General features: G+C 63.9%; 17 protein-coding genes. 9 read left to right on the top strand and 8 right to left on the bottom strand.

Going from position 1 to position 16,181, the window contains the following annotated elements; all coding sequences use genetic code 11:
• Positions 1 to 568, top strand: a 568-nt coding sequence (locus B3873_RS04335) for a pirin family protein (RefSeq protein WP_286864236.1), incomplete at its 5' end; no start/stop codon positions are given.
• Positions 569 to 634: 66 nt separating this feature from the next.
• On the top strand, positions 635 to 1,513 hold the full coding sequence (locus B3873_RS04330; protein ID WP_286864235.1) for a pirin family protein: 879 nt from the start codon (positions 635 to 637) through the stop codon (positions 1,511 to 1,513).
• A gap of 64 nt (positions 1,514 to 1,577) precedes the next feature.
• On the opposite strand, the gene B3873_RS04325 is transcribed toward B3873_RS04330, so the two are convergent.
• From B3873_RS04325 to B3873_RS04315, 3 genes are all read right to left on the bottom strand, one after another.
• Positions 1,578 to 2,945, bottom strand: a complete 1,368-nt coding sequence (locus B3873_RS04325; RefSeq protein WP_286864234.1) for a HipA domain-containing protein — start codon at positions 2,943 to 2,945, stop codon at positions 1,578 to 1,580.
• Positions 2,946 to 2,947: 2 nt separating this feature from the next.
• Positions 2,948 to 3,235: a helix-turn-helix domain-containing protein gene (locus B3873_RS04320; RefSeq protein ID WP_034335898.1), complete on the bottom strand. Its 288-nt coding sequence runs from the start codon at positions 3,233 to 3,235 to the stop codon at positions 2,948 to 2,950.
• Between the two features lie 276 nt (positions 3,236 to 3,511).
• Complete coding sequence (locus B3873_RS04315; protein WP_286864230.1) at positions 3,512 to 3,787, bottom strand: hypothetical protein; 276 nt, start codon at positions 3,785 to 3,787, stop codon at positions 3,512 to 3,514.
• 228 nt (positions 3,788 to 4,015) lie between these two features.
• Between B3873_RS04315 and B3873_RS04310 the strand changes: the two genes are divergently transcribed.
• Together B3873_RS04310 and B3873_RS04305 are read left to right on the top strand one after the other, a co-directional pair.
• Positions 4,016 to 5,188, top strand: coding sequence for a class I SAM-dependent methyltransferase (locus tag B3873_RS04310; protein WP_286864228.1), 1,173 nt, complete (start codon positions 4,016 to 4,018; stop codon positions 5,186 to 5,188).
• A 32-nt stretch (positions 5,189 to 5,220) separates the two neighbouring features.
• Positions 5,221 to 5,661 carry a hypothetical protein gene (locus B3873_RS04305; protein ID WP_034335881.1) on the top strand — a complete coding sequence of 147 codons (441 nt, stop codon included), beginning with the start codon at positions 5,221 to 5,223 and terminating at the stop codon, positions 5,659 to 5,661.
• 23 nt (positions 5,662 to 5,684) lie between these two features.
• Here B3873_RS04305 and B3873_RS04300 read toward each other — a convergent pair whose 3' ends face one another.
• Positions 5,685 to 7,082: a sensor histidine kinase gene (locus B3873_RS04300; protein WP_286864226.1), complete on the bottom strand. Its 1,398-nt coding sequence runs from the start codon at positions 7,080 to 7,082 to the stop codon at positions 5,685 to 5,687.
• Positions 7,082 to 7,795, bottom strand: coding sequence for a response regulator transcription factor (locus B3873_RS04295; protein WP_209535980.1), 714 nt, complete (start codon positions 7,793 to 7,795; stop codon positions 7,082 to 7,084). The genes B3873_RS04300 and B3873_RS04295 overlap by 1 nt, the downstream gene beginning before the upstream one ends.
• Positions 7,796 to 7,976: 181 nt before the next feature.
• Here B3873_RS04295 and B3873_RS04290 point away from each other — a divergent pair, with 181 nt between their 5' ends.
• The 4 genes from B3873_RS04290 (at position 7,977) to B3873_RS04275 (ending at position 11,297) form a co-directional block, all read left to right on the top strand.
• On the top strand, positions 7,977 to 8,768 hold the full coding sequence (locus tag B3873_RS04290) for an ABC transporter ATP-binding protein (RefSeq protein WP_034335871.1): 792 nt from the start codon (positions 7,977 to 7,979) through the stop codon (positions 8,766 to 8,768).
• A gap of 20 nt (positions 8,769 to 8,788) precedes the next feature.
• On the top strand, positions 8,789 to 9,658 hold the full coding sequence (locus B3873_RS04285) for an ABC transporter permease (protein ID WP_209535982.1): 870 nt from the start codon (positions 8,789 to 8,791) through the stop codon (positions 9,656 to 9,658).
• A 107-nt stretch (positions 9,659 to 9,765) separates the two neighbouring features.
• Entirely contained in the window at positions 9,766 to 10,782 is a 1,017-nt protein-coding gene (locus tag B3873_RS04280) for an ABC transporter substrate-binding protein (protein WP_121045625.1), read from the top strand.
• Between the two features lie 74 nt (positions 10,783 to 10,856).
• Positions 10,857 to 11,297 carry a YkgJ family cysteine cluster protein gene (locus B3873_RS04275; protein ID WP_286864224.1) on the top strand — a complete coding sequence of 147 codons (441 nt, stop codon included), beginning with the start codon at positions 10,857 to 10,859 and terminating at the stop codon, positions 11,295 to 11,297.
• Positions 11,298 to 11,300: 3 nt separating this feature from the next.
• Here B3873_RS04275 and B3873_RS04270 read toward each other — a convergent pair whose 3' ends face one another.
• The 3 genes from B3873_RS04270 to B3873_RS04260 all read right to left on the bottom strand — a co-directional run bounded on the left by B3873_RS04270 (position 11,301) and on the right by B3873_RS04260 (position 15,488).
• Positions 11,301 to 13,169, bottom strand: coding sequence for a hypothetical protein (locus B3873_RS04270; RefSeq protein WP_039787130.1), 1,869 nt, complete (start codon positions 13,167 to 13,169; stop codon positions 11,301 to 11,303).
• Between the two features lie 114 nt (positions 13,170 to 13,283).
• Complete coding sequence (locus B3873_RS04265; protein ID WP_286864221.1) at positions 13,284 to 14,360, bottom strand: hypothetical protein; 1,077 nt, start codon at positions 14,358 to 14,360, stop codon at positions 13,284 to 13,286.
• Between the two features lie 117 nt (positions 14,361 to 14,477).
• Entirely contained in the window at positions 14,478 to 15,488 is a 1,011-nt protein-coding gene (locus B3873_RS04260) for a helix-turn-helix domain-containing protein (RefSeq protein ID WP_286864220.1), read from the bottom strand.
• Positions 15,489 to 15,687: 199 nt separating this feature from the next.
• Between B3873_RS04260 and B3873_RS04255 the strand changes: the two genes are divergently transcribed.
• Positions 15,688 to 16,181 (top strand): amino acid permease (locus tag B3873_RS04255; protein ID WP_286864219.1); only part of this gene is annotated, 494 nt, incomplete at its 3' end.

Here is a 16,181-nt window from a genome sequence, read left to right as displayed (position 1 = left end):
GACGTCCGGCCGTGGCCTGGTGCACTCGGAGTTGCCGGAACAGGAAAACGGCCTCATGAGCGGCTTCCAGCTGTGGGTGAACCTGGCGGGCAAGGACAAGATGACCGATCCCGGCTACCAGGACATCCCCTCGGCAGGTATCCCCGAGACCGAGCCGCAAGCGGGCGTGAAGGTCCGCGTCTTGGCCGGGACCGCCTTTGGCGTGGCTGGCGCCATCAGCCGCGAGACCACCGAGCCGCTGTATCTGGACTTGAAGCTGGAATCCGGCGTGACGCTGGACCTGCCGATCCCGGCCACGCACAATGCCTTCCTCTACGTGTATGAAGGCAAGCTGGCCGTAGGTGCGGCAGGCAGCGAGACCCGTACCGCCGAGGCTGGTCGCATGGCCGTGCTGTCCAACGTGGCGGGCGCCGCCGGTGTGACGGTGCGGGCCGAGCAGGCCAGCCGCTTCCTGCTGATTGCCGGCAAGCCCTTGAATGAGCCGATTGCCCAGTGGGGCCCGTTCGTGATGAATACCCGCGAACAGGTGGAAGCCGCCATCGACGATTTCCGCGCCGGTCGTTTCTGAACCCTTGATTCATCCGAACCCCAGCAGGCGGGCAGCCAGGTGCGCCCGCCGCCACAGGAGAGCACCATGAGCAACATTCTTCACCAGATCCACGGCCTGACCCGCGACATCGGTTTTCCGGTCCGGCGCCTGCTGCCGGCAGCGGCTGCACGCACGGTCGGTCCCTTCGTCTTTTTCGATCATATGGGGCCGGTGGAATTCGATGCCGGCACCACCGAAGGCGATGTCCGCCCGCATCCCCACATCGGCCTGGCCACCGTGACTTACCTGTTCTCGGGCGCCATGATGCACCGGGACAGCCTGGGCGTGGTCCAGCGCATCACCCCGGGCGCGGTCAACTGGATGGCTTCGGGACGCGGCATTGTCCATTCGGAGCGTATCCCCGACGATATTCGCGAGCAGAAGGTGCCGGTGCATGGTCTGCAGATGTGGGTGGCGTTGCCGGCCGAGCAGGAAGAGAGTGAGCCGCTGTTCCGTCATTACGCCTCGGAAGACATGCCTGAGGCGCAAATCGGCGGTGCGCGTCTGCATGTGCTGGCGGGTTCGGCGTTCGGCGTGAGTTCGCCGGTGGCCACGGCCAGCCCGACGCTGTATGTGGCTGGCAGCACCACGCAAGGGGCCGAGCTGGAGATTGCCGCGGACGTACAGGAGCGCGCGGTCTACGTGGTCCGTGGTGACGTGACGCTGGACGGCGAGCGCATGGAGCCGGGTACGCTGGCCATTCTGGCACCGGGTGCGGCAGTGGCGCTCAAGGCCGTGGGGGAAACGGTCTTCATGATACTGGGCGGCGCACCGCTGGATGGTCCGCGCTTCGTGTGGTGGAATTTCGTGGCGACCTCGCGCGAGAAGATCGAAGCGGCCAAGCTGGCGTGGAATGGCCGTGACAAGAACGTATTCCCGGATATTCCCGGTGAGACTGAATGGATTCCGCTGCCGGCGCATTGATACGCCGTGATCCAAAAAGAAAACTGTCTGTCGCCCTGGCTGCGACAGGCAGTTTTTTGTCCGATCAAAGGTAGGCCGGATTGACGGCCAGGATATCCTTCGCACACGCCAAGGCTGCTTCGCATTGCGATTGCACGACGCTCGCCACGCGCTGTGTCATGCGCGGGTCTCCTCCCTGCGCCAGCACTTCGTGGCAGATGTCCGGCAATTTTTTCAGGCTGAGCGTGGCCAGCTCCTTGAGCGCATTGACGACCAGCCTCGGTGCAAGGGCGCACTCATGCGCCATCAAGGCCCAGTCGAAAGCACGAATGGTGCGCGGATCAAAATTGTCGCCCACCGCCATCGCCAGTTGGTCGGCCACCTGAGCGTCAATGAGCGCCAATCCCGACACCATGTCATAAGCTGGCGCCAGGACCAGCCGATTGGCATCGCTGAAGAAACTCAGTTTTTTGGCGTGCGCATCGGTATTGCCGATCAATACCTGGAAGATGAGCCAGCGCAGGAAGCCAAGCTTGGCGGGGCCGGTCGAGTGCATCAGGTCACGGTCGCCAAGCAAGCGGAAGAAGCGTTTGAGCGAGGCGCCATCGCGTATCTCCTTGACGTCATCGCCATCGCCAAAGGGGCGTTCGTATTTGAAGTCGACCGGAAGTCCCAGGGCTTGACAGCCGTCTATGCATTGTCGGCGCAAGACTTGCGTGCCGTCGGCCTGCGCTGCTTGCATGTCCCCCCGGGCGGGGACACGATCAAATCGCTCAACCACCAGTACCGGCTCCGGTACGTGCGCCAGTCTCACCGCAGCCGCGCTGACGCCCACCGCGTCTGCCAGCAGCATGCACATCAGTTCGTTGGTGGTCATGCCCGCGAGCTGCCGGCTGACCGGCTCCGGCTTGAGGATGTGGGTGGAGGACTGTTGCAGCGTTTCCGGCAGAAACCACGCATCGCCCTGCTGGAGGACTGCCAGTTTGTCCTGATAACCGGCGATGGACAGCCTGACCCGGCCATCCCATACCGTGAAAGGATGCTCTGGCCGGGCCCGGATGCGCTGCGAGAGTTCCTCCGATGACAGCCGCCTGGCTTGCCGCTCGTCCTTGTCGTGGGGCGTAACGGCGTTGGCGGTGAAGACCAGCGCGCCCGCCGACTCGCGGCCGAGTGCATGCAGCAGACCCGCCAGGTTCGCCTTGGAGAGATGGTAAGTGGCCACAGCGTCGTCCAGCGCCTTTCCTTCCGGAAGCAGGTTCTGGAAGAAATTGCGCACCTCCATGCTGTGACGTTCCCTGCTTTCTGCCTCGGGACGAATCAGGGGAAGGGCCGGCGACAGGGCATGGCCGGATTGCGTCCAGTCATCGTCGTAGCGCAAGGAAAACAGGTTCTCATCGGTGTGGTGCCAAAGCTCGCCGACCCGCACTCCACCCATCCAGATGTTGAGGAACATGCTCATCGATGCCACGCCGGGAACAAGCGCGGGAGTTCTTTCTCCGCAGTGTGTCGTTCCTCTGCCGAGACCGAGAAGAACGAAACGCCCAGGCAATCCGCCACATCAAGCATCTTGCCGATGCTTACCGTCGGCTTGCCCGATTCAATGTCACTCAGGGTTTGGATGGACACGTTCGCCAGTGCGCAAACGTCGGCAATTCGCATCCCGGCTGCTTTACGTGCGGCCCGGATGGCAGCGCCGAAACCTGCTGCTTCGTTGATTTTTCCAAAATATTCTGGCTTTGCCATATGCCCTCCGTATTCTGCTATAGAAGAATATCAGGTTTCTCAAAGGTTGAATTCACTCAATATTCTATCAAAATAGAATTTTTCATTGCGGGGGAGCGTATTTCGGGAAAGTGAGGGATAAATTCTGCTATGGCAGAATAGTTTGCACGGATTTTGAAGAATAAGGCATGCAAGATGATCGAATTGCTACCGACCACCTGAAAACAAAACCGCCTGCGGCATTCCAGCGACAGGCGGTTAGTGATCGGCCGTAGCAGCCGTTCATGCGCTGACCAATCAGATCAGCCCGATGATGCGCCCCATCTCGGTGATGTAGGGGCTGTCTTTGAGCACCTGGTTTTCCAGGCTGTCGGCGGCTCGGCGCAGGGAGTGCCAGGTATCGCCGACCTGTCCCGCATGCGGCTGCGGTTCGCTCAGGTGCTGGCGCAGACGGGCGATGTCTTCGCGCAGCTGGTCGGCTTCGGTGCTGCCAGCGGGCAGTTTCTGCAATTCCGCCTCGAACTGGCCGACCATGTCCAGCAGGCGCTGGTGGTCGAACGCTGGGGTTTGCATGGGCTCGCTCATGGATTCTCCTTCGGTGATGGACCGGCTCCATCATAGGCGCATCGCGCCCGGGCCGGCAAAAAAAGCACCGGGTTTTTGCCCGGCATCAAGATCAGCTGTTTGGGTACGGCTACGGGGCACAAGTTCCGGCAGCGCGGCGCGCGGGCCATGCTTTGTTACACTGGCGGCTGTTTTTGCACGGCGCTTCCTGTGCCGCGCTCGCTGATCCCCTGATTCATGACCATACACGACGACATTCCCGCTTTCATCACCTGGACTACCGGTGCCACTTCACAGCAACTGCGCTGGCATTCCGAGGCCGGCAATCCGCCCCCCAAGCGCGTCGTCGAGGCGGACGACCAGATGGCCGCCGATACCGCCTACAAGCTGGCCTGTGAGGGTACCGGCCTGCTCTGGCGCGGCGACTTCCAGAATGCACGCCAGCTGCTGCAAGCCCTGGGCCGACGTGTGGACCGCGCCCGCGAGCGCGCCCAGGCCAAAAGCAAATCCAAAGCGGCCGCCGCCGAGAGCCCGGCGCAAGCCTTCCATCATCATCGCCAGATGCAGGCGCAGCGCGCGCGCATTCTGGGCATGCTGCTCATTCCCGTCGATCCCGGTTTCGAGGTGCCGCTGCGCCGAGCGCCCGACGTGCAGGCGGCCTGCCGCGAAGCCTATGCGCCGACGCTGCAGGGCACATCCTTTGCGGTCTCGCTGCGCGAGCTGCAAGGCCTGATCGGTGCGCATGAGTGGCGCAAGAAGGGCGTCGAGATCGGCGCACTGGGTAGCCGCATCCATCCGTGGTATGGCGTCTTCTCGCCGGTGCGTGGCGAGTACGTGGACCTGGTGGCCAAGGCCCCGCTGCCCTCGACCGAACTGGCCTTCGATATCGGCGTGGGCAGTGGCGTGCTCTCCGCCGTGCTGGCCCGGCGCGGCGTGCGCAAGATCATCGCCACCGACATGGACCCGCGCGCACTGGACTGCGCACGCGAGAACCTGCAAGGGCTGGGGGTCTTGCCGCAGGTCGAATTGCAGGAGGCCGATCTGTTCCCGGCAGGCCGCGCGCCGCTGATCGTCTGCAATCCGCCCTGGCTGCCGGCGCGTCCCAGTTCACCGATTGAGCACGCGGTCTACGACCCGGACAGCCGCATGCTGCTGGGCTTCCTGAAGGGACTGCCCGACCACCTCACGCCGCAGGGCGAAGGCTGGCTGATCCTGTCCGACTTCGCCGAACACCTGGGTTTGCGCGCCCCCGGCATGCTGGCCGAGGCGATTGCCCGGGCCGGGTTGGAAGTGGTGGCACGGCACGACATCAAGCCGCGCCACGGCAAGGCAGTCGATCGCGATGATCCGCTGCATGCGGCGCGCAGCAAGGAAACCACCAGCCTGTACCGCCTGCGCGTCCGCGCCTGAACACACCTGATGCCAGCAAGGAGACACCATCCATGAACATGATCCGATGCCTGCCGCTGCTGTTGGGCGTGCTGCTCCTGCCGGCCACGGCCCAGGTCACCACCCGCGATCTGGGCGGCCATTACGGTCCGCAGCAGGGCGTACCCGTTCCGGTACCGGTCCCTGTCCCGGTGCCGGATGCGCTGAACCGCAACCCGCAGCTGAGCGAACCCATCACTACCTCCGGCAACAGCTGCGCCTGCCAGGTAGCCGAGACCAGCGGCAGCGCCTGCATGATCTTCCTGCGCACCAATGCGGCCGACTGGATTGCCCGCAATGCGCCGCAGACGCCGTTGCGCTCGTCGGCCAGCGGACGTTACTACGATGCCTCCTTCGCGCTCGCGGCCAGCGCCTGCGCCGCACGCAAGGTGACGCCCGGCAGTGTGAAGGTACATTGGCTGGATCGCCGCAATGCGATCCTGGAATGGAAATAGGGCGCTGATTCGGGCTCAGCGCCTCAGGCCGGCTCCTGCCAGGCCGGGAAATCCAGCAGGACCGCAAAATGCCCGTCGGGCAGGTAGGCAAAGCGCATCTCGCCCGCATGCGCGCGCATGACTTCTTCCACGATGGACAAGCCCAGGCTCGCCCCCATGCGGTTCTCGCCGCGCGGGGCGAAGGGCTTGCGCAATCTCTCCCAATCCTCGGCAGCAATCCCCGGCCCGTCATCGATGAAGCTCAGGCGATGGCGCTGGCCATCGCTGTCCAGCCGCACGTGCAACAGCTCCGGCGCACCGTATTGCAGGGCGTTGTCGAGGATGTTCTTGATCGCCTCGCCCAGCGCAATCGGATCGCCCTGGATCAAACAGGGCAGGGGCGGCACATCCAGCGCCAGGTCGTGCGGCGTGCGCGCGCGATTGGACAGCACTTCCGTCATCTGCGAGCGCACCAGGTCGGCCAGATCGATGCGTTCCTGCAGGCGGCTGTCATTGCGATGCTGGACCATGGCGTGATTGATGAGCTGGTTCACCAGCGCGCCCAGGTGGCGCGTGCGTTCGCGCAGCAGCGCAAGGTGGCGTTGGCGCTTCTCTTCGCTGGGCTCGGTAGCCAGCAGTTCCATCTGCGCCACCAGGGCGGTGACGGGCGTGCGCAACTGATGCGCGGCATCGCCGATCACGCGGCGCATGGTGGCGCGGTGGACCACCAGCCTCTCCATGAAGGCATTGATGGCCGAGACCAGCGCATGGGTCTCGGCAGGCACGGTTAACGACAGGGGTGAAAGATCGTTCAGGTCCCGCTCACGGATGGCCGCCTCGATGCGCTTGAGCGGCGCCAGTGCCTGGTACAGGGTGAACATTGCTGCCAAAATCGTCAGCGCACTCATGGCCACGATCACCACCAGCGCCTTGCCGCCCAGGCTCTGCGCAAAGGACATGCGCGCGTTGTTGGTCTGTGCCAGCACGATCACGGCCCAAGGATGGGCGCTGTCGACCGGCATGCGCCGCCCGATGATGGCCATGCGCACCGGCGTGCCCAGATAATCGCCGTCGCGCAACAGCGGGCCTTGTTCCAGCTCGTTCCAGGGAATCTCCGGACGGAATTCGGCATCGCCCGCGATCACCCGTCCGCGCGGATCGAAGACCGCATAGATCGCATGGTCCCCGGTGCCCAGCATCGACAGCGCCGCCAGCGGCACATCGACATTGACCTCGCCATGGTCGTACCAGGTGTTTTCGGCGATCTGCAAGGCACTGCCGGCCAGGATACGGTCATAGGCCTGGCGTGCGGCCAGCTGGGTCGAGATCCAGATGGCGATGAGCAGCACGGCGGCACTCACCAGCAGCACCGCGCCTACGCGCACCACCAGCCGCGTGTAGAGCGAGCGTCCGGCGACGACGTGCGGCGAACGGCCCAGCATCAGTGCAGGGCAGCGGCCGGGGTGGACGCGGAAGCTTCACCGGCGGCCGGGGCGTGCAACACCAGCTGATAGCCGAGCCCGCGCAGGGTGCGGATTTCAAAGGCGGCAGCGGCCAGTTTCTTGCGCAGGCGCGCCACGTATTGTTCGACCGTGTTGGCGTTGGGGGTGTCGTCGACGGTGAAAAGGCGATCCATCAGCTCATCCTTGTTGAAGATGCGCCCCGGCCGTGCGGCGATGATTTCCAGCAGCGTCACCTCACGCCGGGTCAGCTCGATCGGTTGCCCGTCCAGCGTGGCGGTGCGGCTCTTGCGGTCGATGCACAGGTTGGCACAGTGCAGCAGGTTGGTCGATTCGCCGCCGCTCCGCCGCAGGAGCACGCGGATGCGCGCGTCCAGTTCACGGAAGTCGAAGGGCTTGACCAGGTAATCGTCCGCCCCCAGGTCCAGTGCGCGCACGCGCTCTTCGATCTCGCCGCAGGCGGTGAGCATGAGCACCGGCGTGTGCTGGCCGCGGGCGCGCAATTGCTCCAGCAGGGCGAAGCCATCGGTCTGCGGCAGCATCACGTCCAGGATCAGCAGGTCGAAGGCCTCGCCCAGGCGGCGCGCGGCGTGGCCGCCGTGGCTTTCCCATTCGACCGTGTGGCCGATGCGGGCCAGGTGGGAAACGATGGCCTCGGCCACGTCGGCAGTGTCTTCGACCAGCAGGATGCGCATGGGATCTCCAGTGTTGTTTTTCGATGCCGCAGCTGTTGGACGCTGCTTGGGCAGGTCGTCATTGTATGTCCGAACCGCTCACGAAAAACCAGACGTCAGGTTTTAGTCAGATTCGTTACAGCTTGGCGGCCTAGCATCCGTTCCAGCATCAATAATTCTTATAAATCATTTGGAGACTGGCATGAGCGACCCTGCCCAAGCTGCGGCTATCCTCGACCCATCGCGTCCGCTGTTGGAAATCGACCGCGTCACCCTGCAATACAAGACCACCGATTCACTGGTCACCGCTACCCAGAACGTCAGTTTCAACGTCCATCCGGGCGATCGCTACATCCTGCTGGGCCCTTCGGGCTGCGGCAAATCGACGCTGTTGAAGGCCATCGGCGGCTACCTGCAGCCAACCTCGGGGGCGATCCGTCTCAAGGGACGGGAAGTGCATGAGCCCGGTCCGGACCGCATGATGGTGTTCCAGGAATTCGACCAGCTGCTGCCCTGGAAGACGGTGCGCCAGAACGTGGAGTTCGCGCTGCACGCCAGTGGCCGCCTGCAAGGCAAGGCCGCCGCCGAACGCGCCGAGTACTACATCAGCAAGGTCGGCCTGGCCAAGTTCATCGACAGCTATCCGCACATGCTCTCGGGTGGCATGAAACAGCGCGTCTCGATTGCCCGTGGCATGGCCATGGAGCCGGACGTGCTGCTCATGGACGAACCCTTCGCCGCGCTGGATGCACTGACCCGCCGCAAGATGCAGGATGAACTGCTGCGCCTGTGGGACGACACCCAGTTCACGGTGCTCTTCGTGACCCACTCGATCGAAGAAGCGATCCGCGTGGGCACCCGCATCCTGCTGCTGACACCGCACCCGGGCCAGGTCCGCGCCGAACTCAACAGCATCGATCCCGGCCAGCTGGGAACGGCTGCCCAGGCCGAACTGGAAACCCGCATCAACGACATGCTGTTTGCCCATCACTGAGCCGCGCCGGAGACTTCATCATGCAAACCAATCTGCCCTTCGTCCGCCCGGAAATCCTGGTGGACCCCAATCCCAATGCCTCTGCCGAAGTGCAGCGGCCGCTGTCGGCCTTCGAGTCCCTGTATCGCATGGGCTGGCTGCGCAAGACCGTGATCCTGCTGGTGCTGGCCCTGATCTGGGAAGTCTATGGCCGCTGGCTGGACAATGCCTTGCTGTTCCCCAGCTTCAGCGAGACGGTGCAAGCCTTCCTCTCCGGCATCGGCAGCGGCGTGCTGCTGCAACGCGCGGCCGTGTCGATGCAGACCCTGCTGGTCGGCTATGGCCTGGGCATCCTGCTGGCCGGGCTGCTGACCACGGTGGCCATCAGCTCGCGCATCGGCAATGACTTGCTGGAGACGCTGACCTCGATGTTCAATCCGCTGCCGGCCATTGCGCTGTTGCCGCTGGCGCTGATCTGGTTCGGTCTCGGTACCGGCAGCATCATCTTCGTGCTGGTGCACTCGGTGCTGTGGGCGGTGGCGCTCAATACCCATGGCGGCTTCCGGGCGGTGTCCAACACGCTGCGCATGGTCGGCCAGAACTATGGATTGCGCCGCTTTTCGCTGGTGAAATCGATCCTGATCCCGGCCGCTTTCCCCAGCATCCTGACCGGCCTCAAGGTGGGCTGGGCCTTCGCCTGGCGTACGCTGATCGCGGCCGAGCTGGTCTTTGGCGTGTCCTCGGGTGCGGGCGGGCTGGGCTGGTACATCTTCGAAAACCGCAACCAGCTGGAAACGGCCAATGTCTTCTCGGGCCTGTTCTTCGTGATCATCATCGGCCTGGTGGTGGAGAACCTGATCTTCGCCCAGATCGAGAAGCGCACCATCCGCCGCTGGGGCATGCAGCACTGAGCTGCCGGACTGCGGACCTTGTTTCCATACAAGGTCCGCGCAATCCATGCAACAACACGCAACTATCCATACAAGACCGATAAACTGACGACCTTCAGGAGACAAGCATGCAACGACGTACCTTTACCAGCCTCATGATCGCCAGCGCCCTGGCGCTGTCCGCCGTATCCGGCACCGCCCGCGCCGAAGCGCAGGAAGTGCGCATCTCGCACGGCTATGGATTGCTGTACCTGCCGCTGATGGTGATCCGCGACCAGAACCTGGTGGAAAAGCACGCCAAGGCCATGGGCCTGGGCGAGGTGAAAACCAAGTGGGTGCTGCTCGACGGCGGCAACGTCATCAATGACGCCATGCTGGCCGGCAACCTCGACATCGCCGGCACCGGCGCGCCGGGTTTCGTGACGCTGTGGTCCAAGGCGCATGGCATTCCGCGTTCGGAAGTGGTGGGACTGGGCGCACTGTCGACTTCGCCGCTCTGGCTCAATACCAACAACCCCAACGTCAAGTCGCTGAAAGACTTTACGCCCAAGGACAAGATCGCCATTCCCGGCATCAAGACTTCGCTGTCGGCCGTGCTGTTGCAGATGGCGGCCGCCAAGACCTTCGGCATCGAGAACTACGCCAAGCTCGATCCGCTGACGGTGAGCCTGTCGCACCCGGAAGCGATGGCTTCGCTGGTCTCGGGCAAGACCGAGATCACGGCGCACTTCACCTCGCCGCCGTTCTCCTACCAGGAAGCCAAGGCCCCGGGCATCACCCGTGTGTTGAATTCCACCGACGTGCTCGGCCACATTACGATTGACGTGGTCTTTGCGCTGAAGTCCTTCACCGACAAGAATCCCAAGCTGACCCAGGCTTTCATGGCCGCGCAGGAAGAGGCCAATGCCTACATCGCCAAGAACCGCAAGGGCGCAGCCGAGATCTTCCTGCGCGTCTCCAAGCTGAAGCTGCCGCAGGAAGAAGTGGAGCAGATGCTGGCGGACCCGGGCACCGAGTTCACGAGCACCCCGGTGGACATCATGCAATATGTGATCTTCATGGGCAAAGCCGGCACCATCAAGACCAAGCCGGCGGTGTGGCATGAGATGTTCGTGCCGGTGTTCAAGGAGCGCAAGGGTAGCTGAGCGTAAAGATGCACAGCCTGCGTGGCAGGCTGTGCCTGTCGTATCATGGCGGTTTTGTCTCTCCTGCCGTTTCCATGCGTGAGAATACCGCCGTCCACTGGATCGTCGATGAAGACCGTCTCTTCACCGACATGGCCGATTCACCCGACAATCCCTGCACTGCCTGTGGTGGCTGCTGCGCGCATTTCCGGGTGTCGTTCTATTGCGGCGAACTCAGCGATGGATTGGGCGGGGTGGTGCCGGTGGAACTCACCAGCAAGGTCAACGACACGCTGGCCTGCATGAAAGGCACGGAAAACGGCCATGGCCGCTGCATCGCGCTGGTCGGGGAGCTGGGCAAGCCGGGCGTGGGATGCCGCATCTACCCGCAGCGGCCCAGCACCTGCCGTGAATTCTCTCCCTGGGAGCCCGACGGGCAACCCAATCCCGCCTGCCAGCAACGACGCGCAGCCCTGGGCCTGCCCGCGCTGGCTGCCTTGCCGCCGGAGCAGGCGGCACCCCTCGCCACCGTCTGAGGCTCAGTCGCCCGCTGCCTCGCCGCACAGTGCGGCCAGTGCATCGCCCAGCGATTCGGGCCGTCCCTCGAACAGTCTTTGCAGCGCTTGCGGATCGGCCAGCAACGCATACAGCGCACTGCGCGCAGCATAGTCGGTCGCCATGCGGACTGCCGCCAGGATGTAGTCGTCCAGCGTGGCGGCAATGGTCCAGTCGGGAAGTCCGATACGGCGGAACAGCCCCTCATCGATGTGTTCGAAAACCTCCGGCCCGGTCTTGCAGACGCCCGGCAGTCCTACCGTGAAGGCATCGATGATCCCATTCGTATTGCCGAAGGGCAGGGGCGACAGGAACATGTCGCACTGGTTGAAGAGCGACAGATACTGCTGGTAAGGCTGGTGCGGATAGACCTGCGCGCTCGGAACGTAGCGCAGGATCAGCCGTTGCAGCTGCGGATAGAGCAGCCCTTGTGCCTGCCCCACCAGGAAATGCAGCCGCACTTCGCGCGCCGCGCCGTCCGGCACTTGCGCCGACAATTCCACGATGCGCTGGCAGGCCATCAGGAAGCGCGGATTCAGTTTCATGGTGGTGGCAGCCACGGCCACGTTCACTACCGGCTGATTGCGCCGCTGCAATTGCGGCACGATGAAGGGCACGGCCGAGGGCCGGTAGGGTTGTCCGTCGGCAGGCAGGCGCAGCAATTGCTCGCTGAAGCAGGCCGGGTCGCCGATGAAATCCTCTTCCACGCTGATGTAGTCGATGCGCGGCGAGCAGGTGGTCGCCGGATGCCCGAGCGCCGCCACCTGCAAGGGTGCCACGCGCAGATTGGCGGCGAACATGGTGATGGGGAACATGCCCACGCTGGGCATGTAGAACACCCGCGGCCGGCGCGCCGTGGCAATCTCGCGCAGCGTCTGCAGGCTGGCCATCAGATTGCCCGGCTGCGCCAGCGTGATGAATTCATCGAAGACGGCACGGCCCAGTTCGTCGGTATTGGCCGCGTAGCCCAGGGCCACCACGTGGAAATGACGGCGCGCCGCTTCCAGGGTCTTGGAGTGGGTGCGATAGATCGAATGCCCGCCCGAAAACCATTCCAGCAAGACCAGCATCACCGGCTTGCCATTGACGCGTGCATCGCCGGTCTGCGAGAGGTCGTCCAGCCCTTCGGCATCCAGCTTCCTGCGCAGCAGCTGGTTGATTGCGCCCTTGATGCGATGGCGCTGCGGCAGGTCGGCGTAGCTGCAGTGCATGTAGACATCATGCAGGACGGCCACTGGCAGCCCGTCCAGCGATTCCAGCTCGGGCAGCCGGTCAGGCAGCCACTGCAGCAGCGCTTCACGCTTGGAGTGCGCTGCCGGCGTGCCGAGAAAACGCGGCGACATCAGCGCCAGGAAGAGGGCGGCGGCCAGCGGCTTGTTTTGCGCCCACAGGGCTTCCACATCCAGTGCCAACTCCGACTCGGGCGAATACAGCAGACAGAATTTCACCAGGTCCAGCGGCTTGACCTCAAACACCTGGGCCTGTGGCCCGCCGAAATTGAGCGAGCGCAGGATGTGGTCGGCATTGATGAAGTGGCTGGCACCGAAGAGGGCCGCCAGCCAGCGCTGGAAGTGGATCAGTTGACCGAAGCCGTTGGGGCTCAGGTGAAAGCCGGGATCCGACAGCAGGGCCGAGATGGCACCGGTGATGCGGGTCAGCGTGTGCTGTTCCAGTTCTGCCTGGGTTACGGCCGGGGAGACCTGCAGCGAAAACTTGCCGGCCAACTGGCCATACTGGCGGTCGATCAGTTGCAGCAGGCGCACCAGTTCCCGTGCCGCAGGTTCCTGCTGGCGCGCGTAACAGAGGTATTCGAAGTTTTCCAAGGAGAAAATGTCGTCTTGGCTGGCCGTCATTATGTTCTCGTTGTCGGGCTTGGGCTGCCGGCATTGTGCCGTCTCTCCGGATTCTCTGCCAGTGCTTTGGAGCCTGTTCCCATGCAATCTGCGAGATGCGTTGCCCCCAGAAGCCTAGTGCTGAGCCGGAGGCTCCTGCGCGGGCTGCGCAAAGATCAGGCCCGTCGCCAGCGGAGAACGATACAAGCGCGGCGCTCCGTGGGCCGCGTCCGGAATCACCTGCTGCGGATGGTGTATCGGGATCTGCCATTGCCCGGCCAGAAACTGTTCATAGTCCCGGTACGCCAGTTGCCGCGCCAGCCGCGTCGGTCCCTGCAGCGCTGCGCCGCAGGAGCGGTCGAGGAAGCGATGCTGCGGATCGACATCGCGCCCGCCCACCAGATAGCGCACGTCACGAGCCGCATAGCGCGCCCATAGCTGACGTGCATCCAGATGCTGCTGCACCAGGTAAGCGGGAGGCTCGACGAGACCGTAACGGTAGTGGTCGTAATGCGGGCAGGAGGCCGCTGCCGGTACCGCGAATGCGCCTGCCTGCGGACGTTCCGGGCTCACGTAGAGATAGGACGAAGGACTGGAAATGATGTAGCGCACCTGAATCCCGGCGGATTGCAAGGTCTCCGCGACCGGATTGAGCAAGGCGTAGCGCTGCATCAGCTGGGCCCCGGCGGAATGGCCGATCAGGACGATCTCGCGCAGGTCGGGAAAGCGCCGGGGTTCTGCCAGCCAGCGCACCAGGTCATCCAGTGCCGCGAAGCTGCTGATCCCCGTGACGCCCCGAATGGAGGCTGCTCCTTGCATCCAGCCGTTGCCGGCCCAGATCGGCATGCCCGGCAAGAGACCGGCATCCTTGCGGGCCATGAAGTTGGGTGCCAGCAGCAGTGTATTGCCTGAAGTCAACGCTGCCTGCTGCAGCAGGTGTTGACCGAGGGCAAAGTAGTCGACCGCATTGCGCTTGACCCCGTGCACGATGATGACGGCGCGTTCCACATGGCTGGGGAGATCGTTCAGATCGGCGTTGGCATAGACTGCCATGGTGTAGGGCGTGCTGCCCAGCGAGAGCGCCTGACGCGCCTGCCCAGGGGCGGGCGGGGAGGACGATGAGGACTGGGCTGCTGCTGGCAACGCCCACAAGGCGGCGATGAGCAGGGCAGAAAATCGGACTGAGCGGACCAGGGGGGCTAAGCGGACCATCGGCGTGCCATAGGTTCAAGTGCAGGCTTGCATGCGAATGCATATGTGCAGAATATACCTCGTTGCGGCATGGCCGGTCGTGCATGCCTCTCGTTTTATCGTACCGGCGGGTGGCGATCAGTGCCGGGTCCGTGCCTGCAGCATGGCCGATGGCGTCTGTCCGAACAGCTTCTTGTAATCGCAGGAGAACTGGCTGAAATTGGCAAAGCCCCAGGCGGCCGCGATGTCGCCGATGCTGCCCACGGCCTGGCTGCCATCACCTTCGCACAGGGCGCGGCGCACGCCGTTCAGGCGCAGGGACCGCAGATAGCTCATGGGACTGATGCCCAGTACATCCTCAAAGCAGTATTGCAGCGTACGGCGGCTGACATGGACCGCTTCACACAGCATGGGCACGGTCACCGGACTGTCCTGATGCGCCATGGCGAACTCGCGCGCATCGTTGACGATGCGGCGGCGGCGCAGGAAGCTGGCCCCCGCTTCAGCCTCGATCTCGCCTTCATCGAGCATCGCCAGCAGCGCCACCAGCACCGCTTCCTGGCGCAGCTGCAGGGCGGCGTGCGCTTGCGCACCCCTGGCCTGTCCGGCCAGGGTCAGCAGGGCAGCGATCTGCTGGCGGCACTCCTCCAGCCCCTGGTGATCGACTTTCAGCAACTCTGCCTGGCCCAGACGTTTCCAGTCCAGCGCGGCCATGCAGCCCAGGCGTGCCGCGCTGGACTGCAGGGCATCGCGCTGGACCACGATGCCATAGATCTCGTGTGCATCCGGCGTGACCAGTTCGAATTCGCAGGCACCGGGCCGCGTCATCACCACATCCTCGCCGACTTGGCGGCCGTTGATGCGCATGCCACTGGTGCGCACCTCGATGCCGAACCAGAAGGCGTCCGGCCACACCTGGCAGGACTGCCGTACCGCGCGGCTGCTGGCCTCGCGGAAGATCTGCAGGCCGCTGCTCTGCCATTCCTGCAGCACGCCTTCGAAAGCGCCGCAGGTGATCTGGTCGTAGCGTTGCTCCCAGTCGGTCAGGTTGTGCGCATGCTCATCCACGTCGCGCGCAACGGCGGTGCGCAATGCCCGCTGGCTGTGCGTGGCAGATGTGTCAGCTTGGGACAGTGCGAGAGAGGGCATGGACAGGCTCCTTGATCGACCGGGCGGCGGGCAGGCCGCGCAGTTTTGCCGAATTTCGATAACGCCGCCGAAATCGCCGTTGCTATATTGCGTCGGCAGGGCAGCGCATTGCGCGAAATCAAGCAAGCGCCATGCCCGCCCGTCCTTTCACAGGGGCCGCCATGCAGCGGCTCCGCCTTCGCGCCAAAGGGAGAATCCGATGAATGCAAGCTCTTCAGGGCAGGGGCACACGCTCAAGCCCGTCCTGTCCACCCTGCAGCTCTGGGCCATTGCGGTCGGGCTGGTGATTTCCGGCGAATACTTCGGCTGGAGCTATGGCTGGGCCAGCGCCGGCACGCTGGGCTTCACGGTCACGGCGCTGTTCATCGCGGCCATGTATGCCACCTTCATCTTCAGCTTCACTGAACTCACCACCTCGATTCCCCATGCGGGCGGGCCGTTTGCCTACAGCAAGCGCGCCTTCGGGCCGGTCGGCGGCTATCTGGCCGGGGCCGCCACGCTGATTGAATTCGTCTTTGCGCCACCGGCCATCGCACTGGCCATCGGCGCCTACCTGAATGTCCAGTTCCCCAATATCGATCCCAAGCTGGCGGCACTGGGGGCGTATCTCGTGTTCATGACGCTCAACATCGTCGGGGTGCAGATCGCGGCAACGTTCGAATTGTTTGTCACGTTGCTGGCGATCTTCGAGCT

Source organism: Herbaspirillum sp. UBA812, assembly GCF_002296545.1.
GTDB classification, from domain to species: Bacteria; Pseudomonadota; Gammaproteobacteria; order Burkholderiales; family Burkholderiaceae_D; genus Herbaspirillum; species Herbaspirillum huttiense.
Note: the sequence above shows the minus strand (reverse complement) of the source record. Positions and strands in the feature narration are given on the sequence as shown.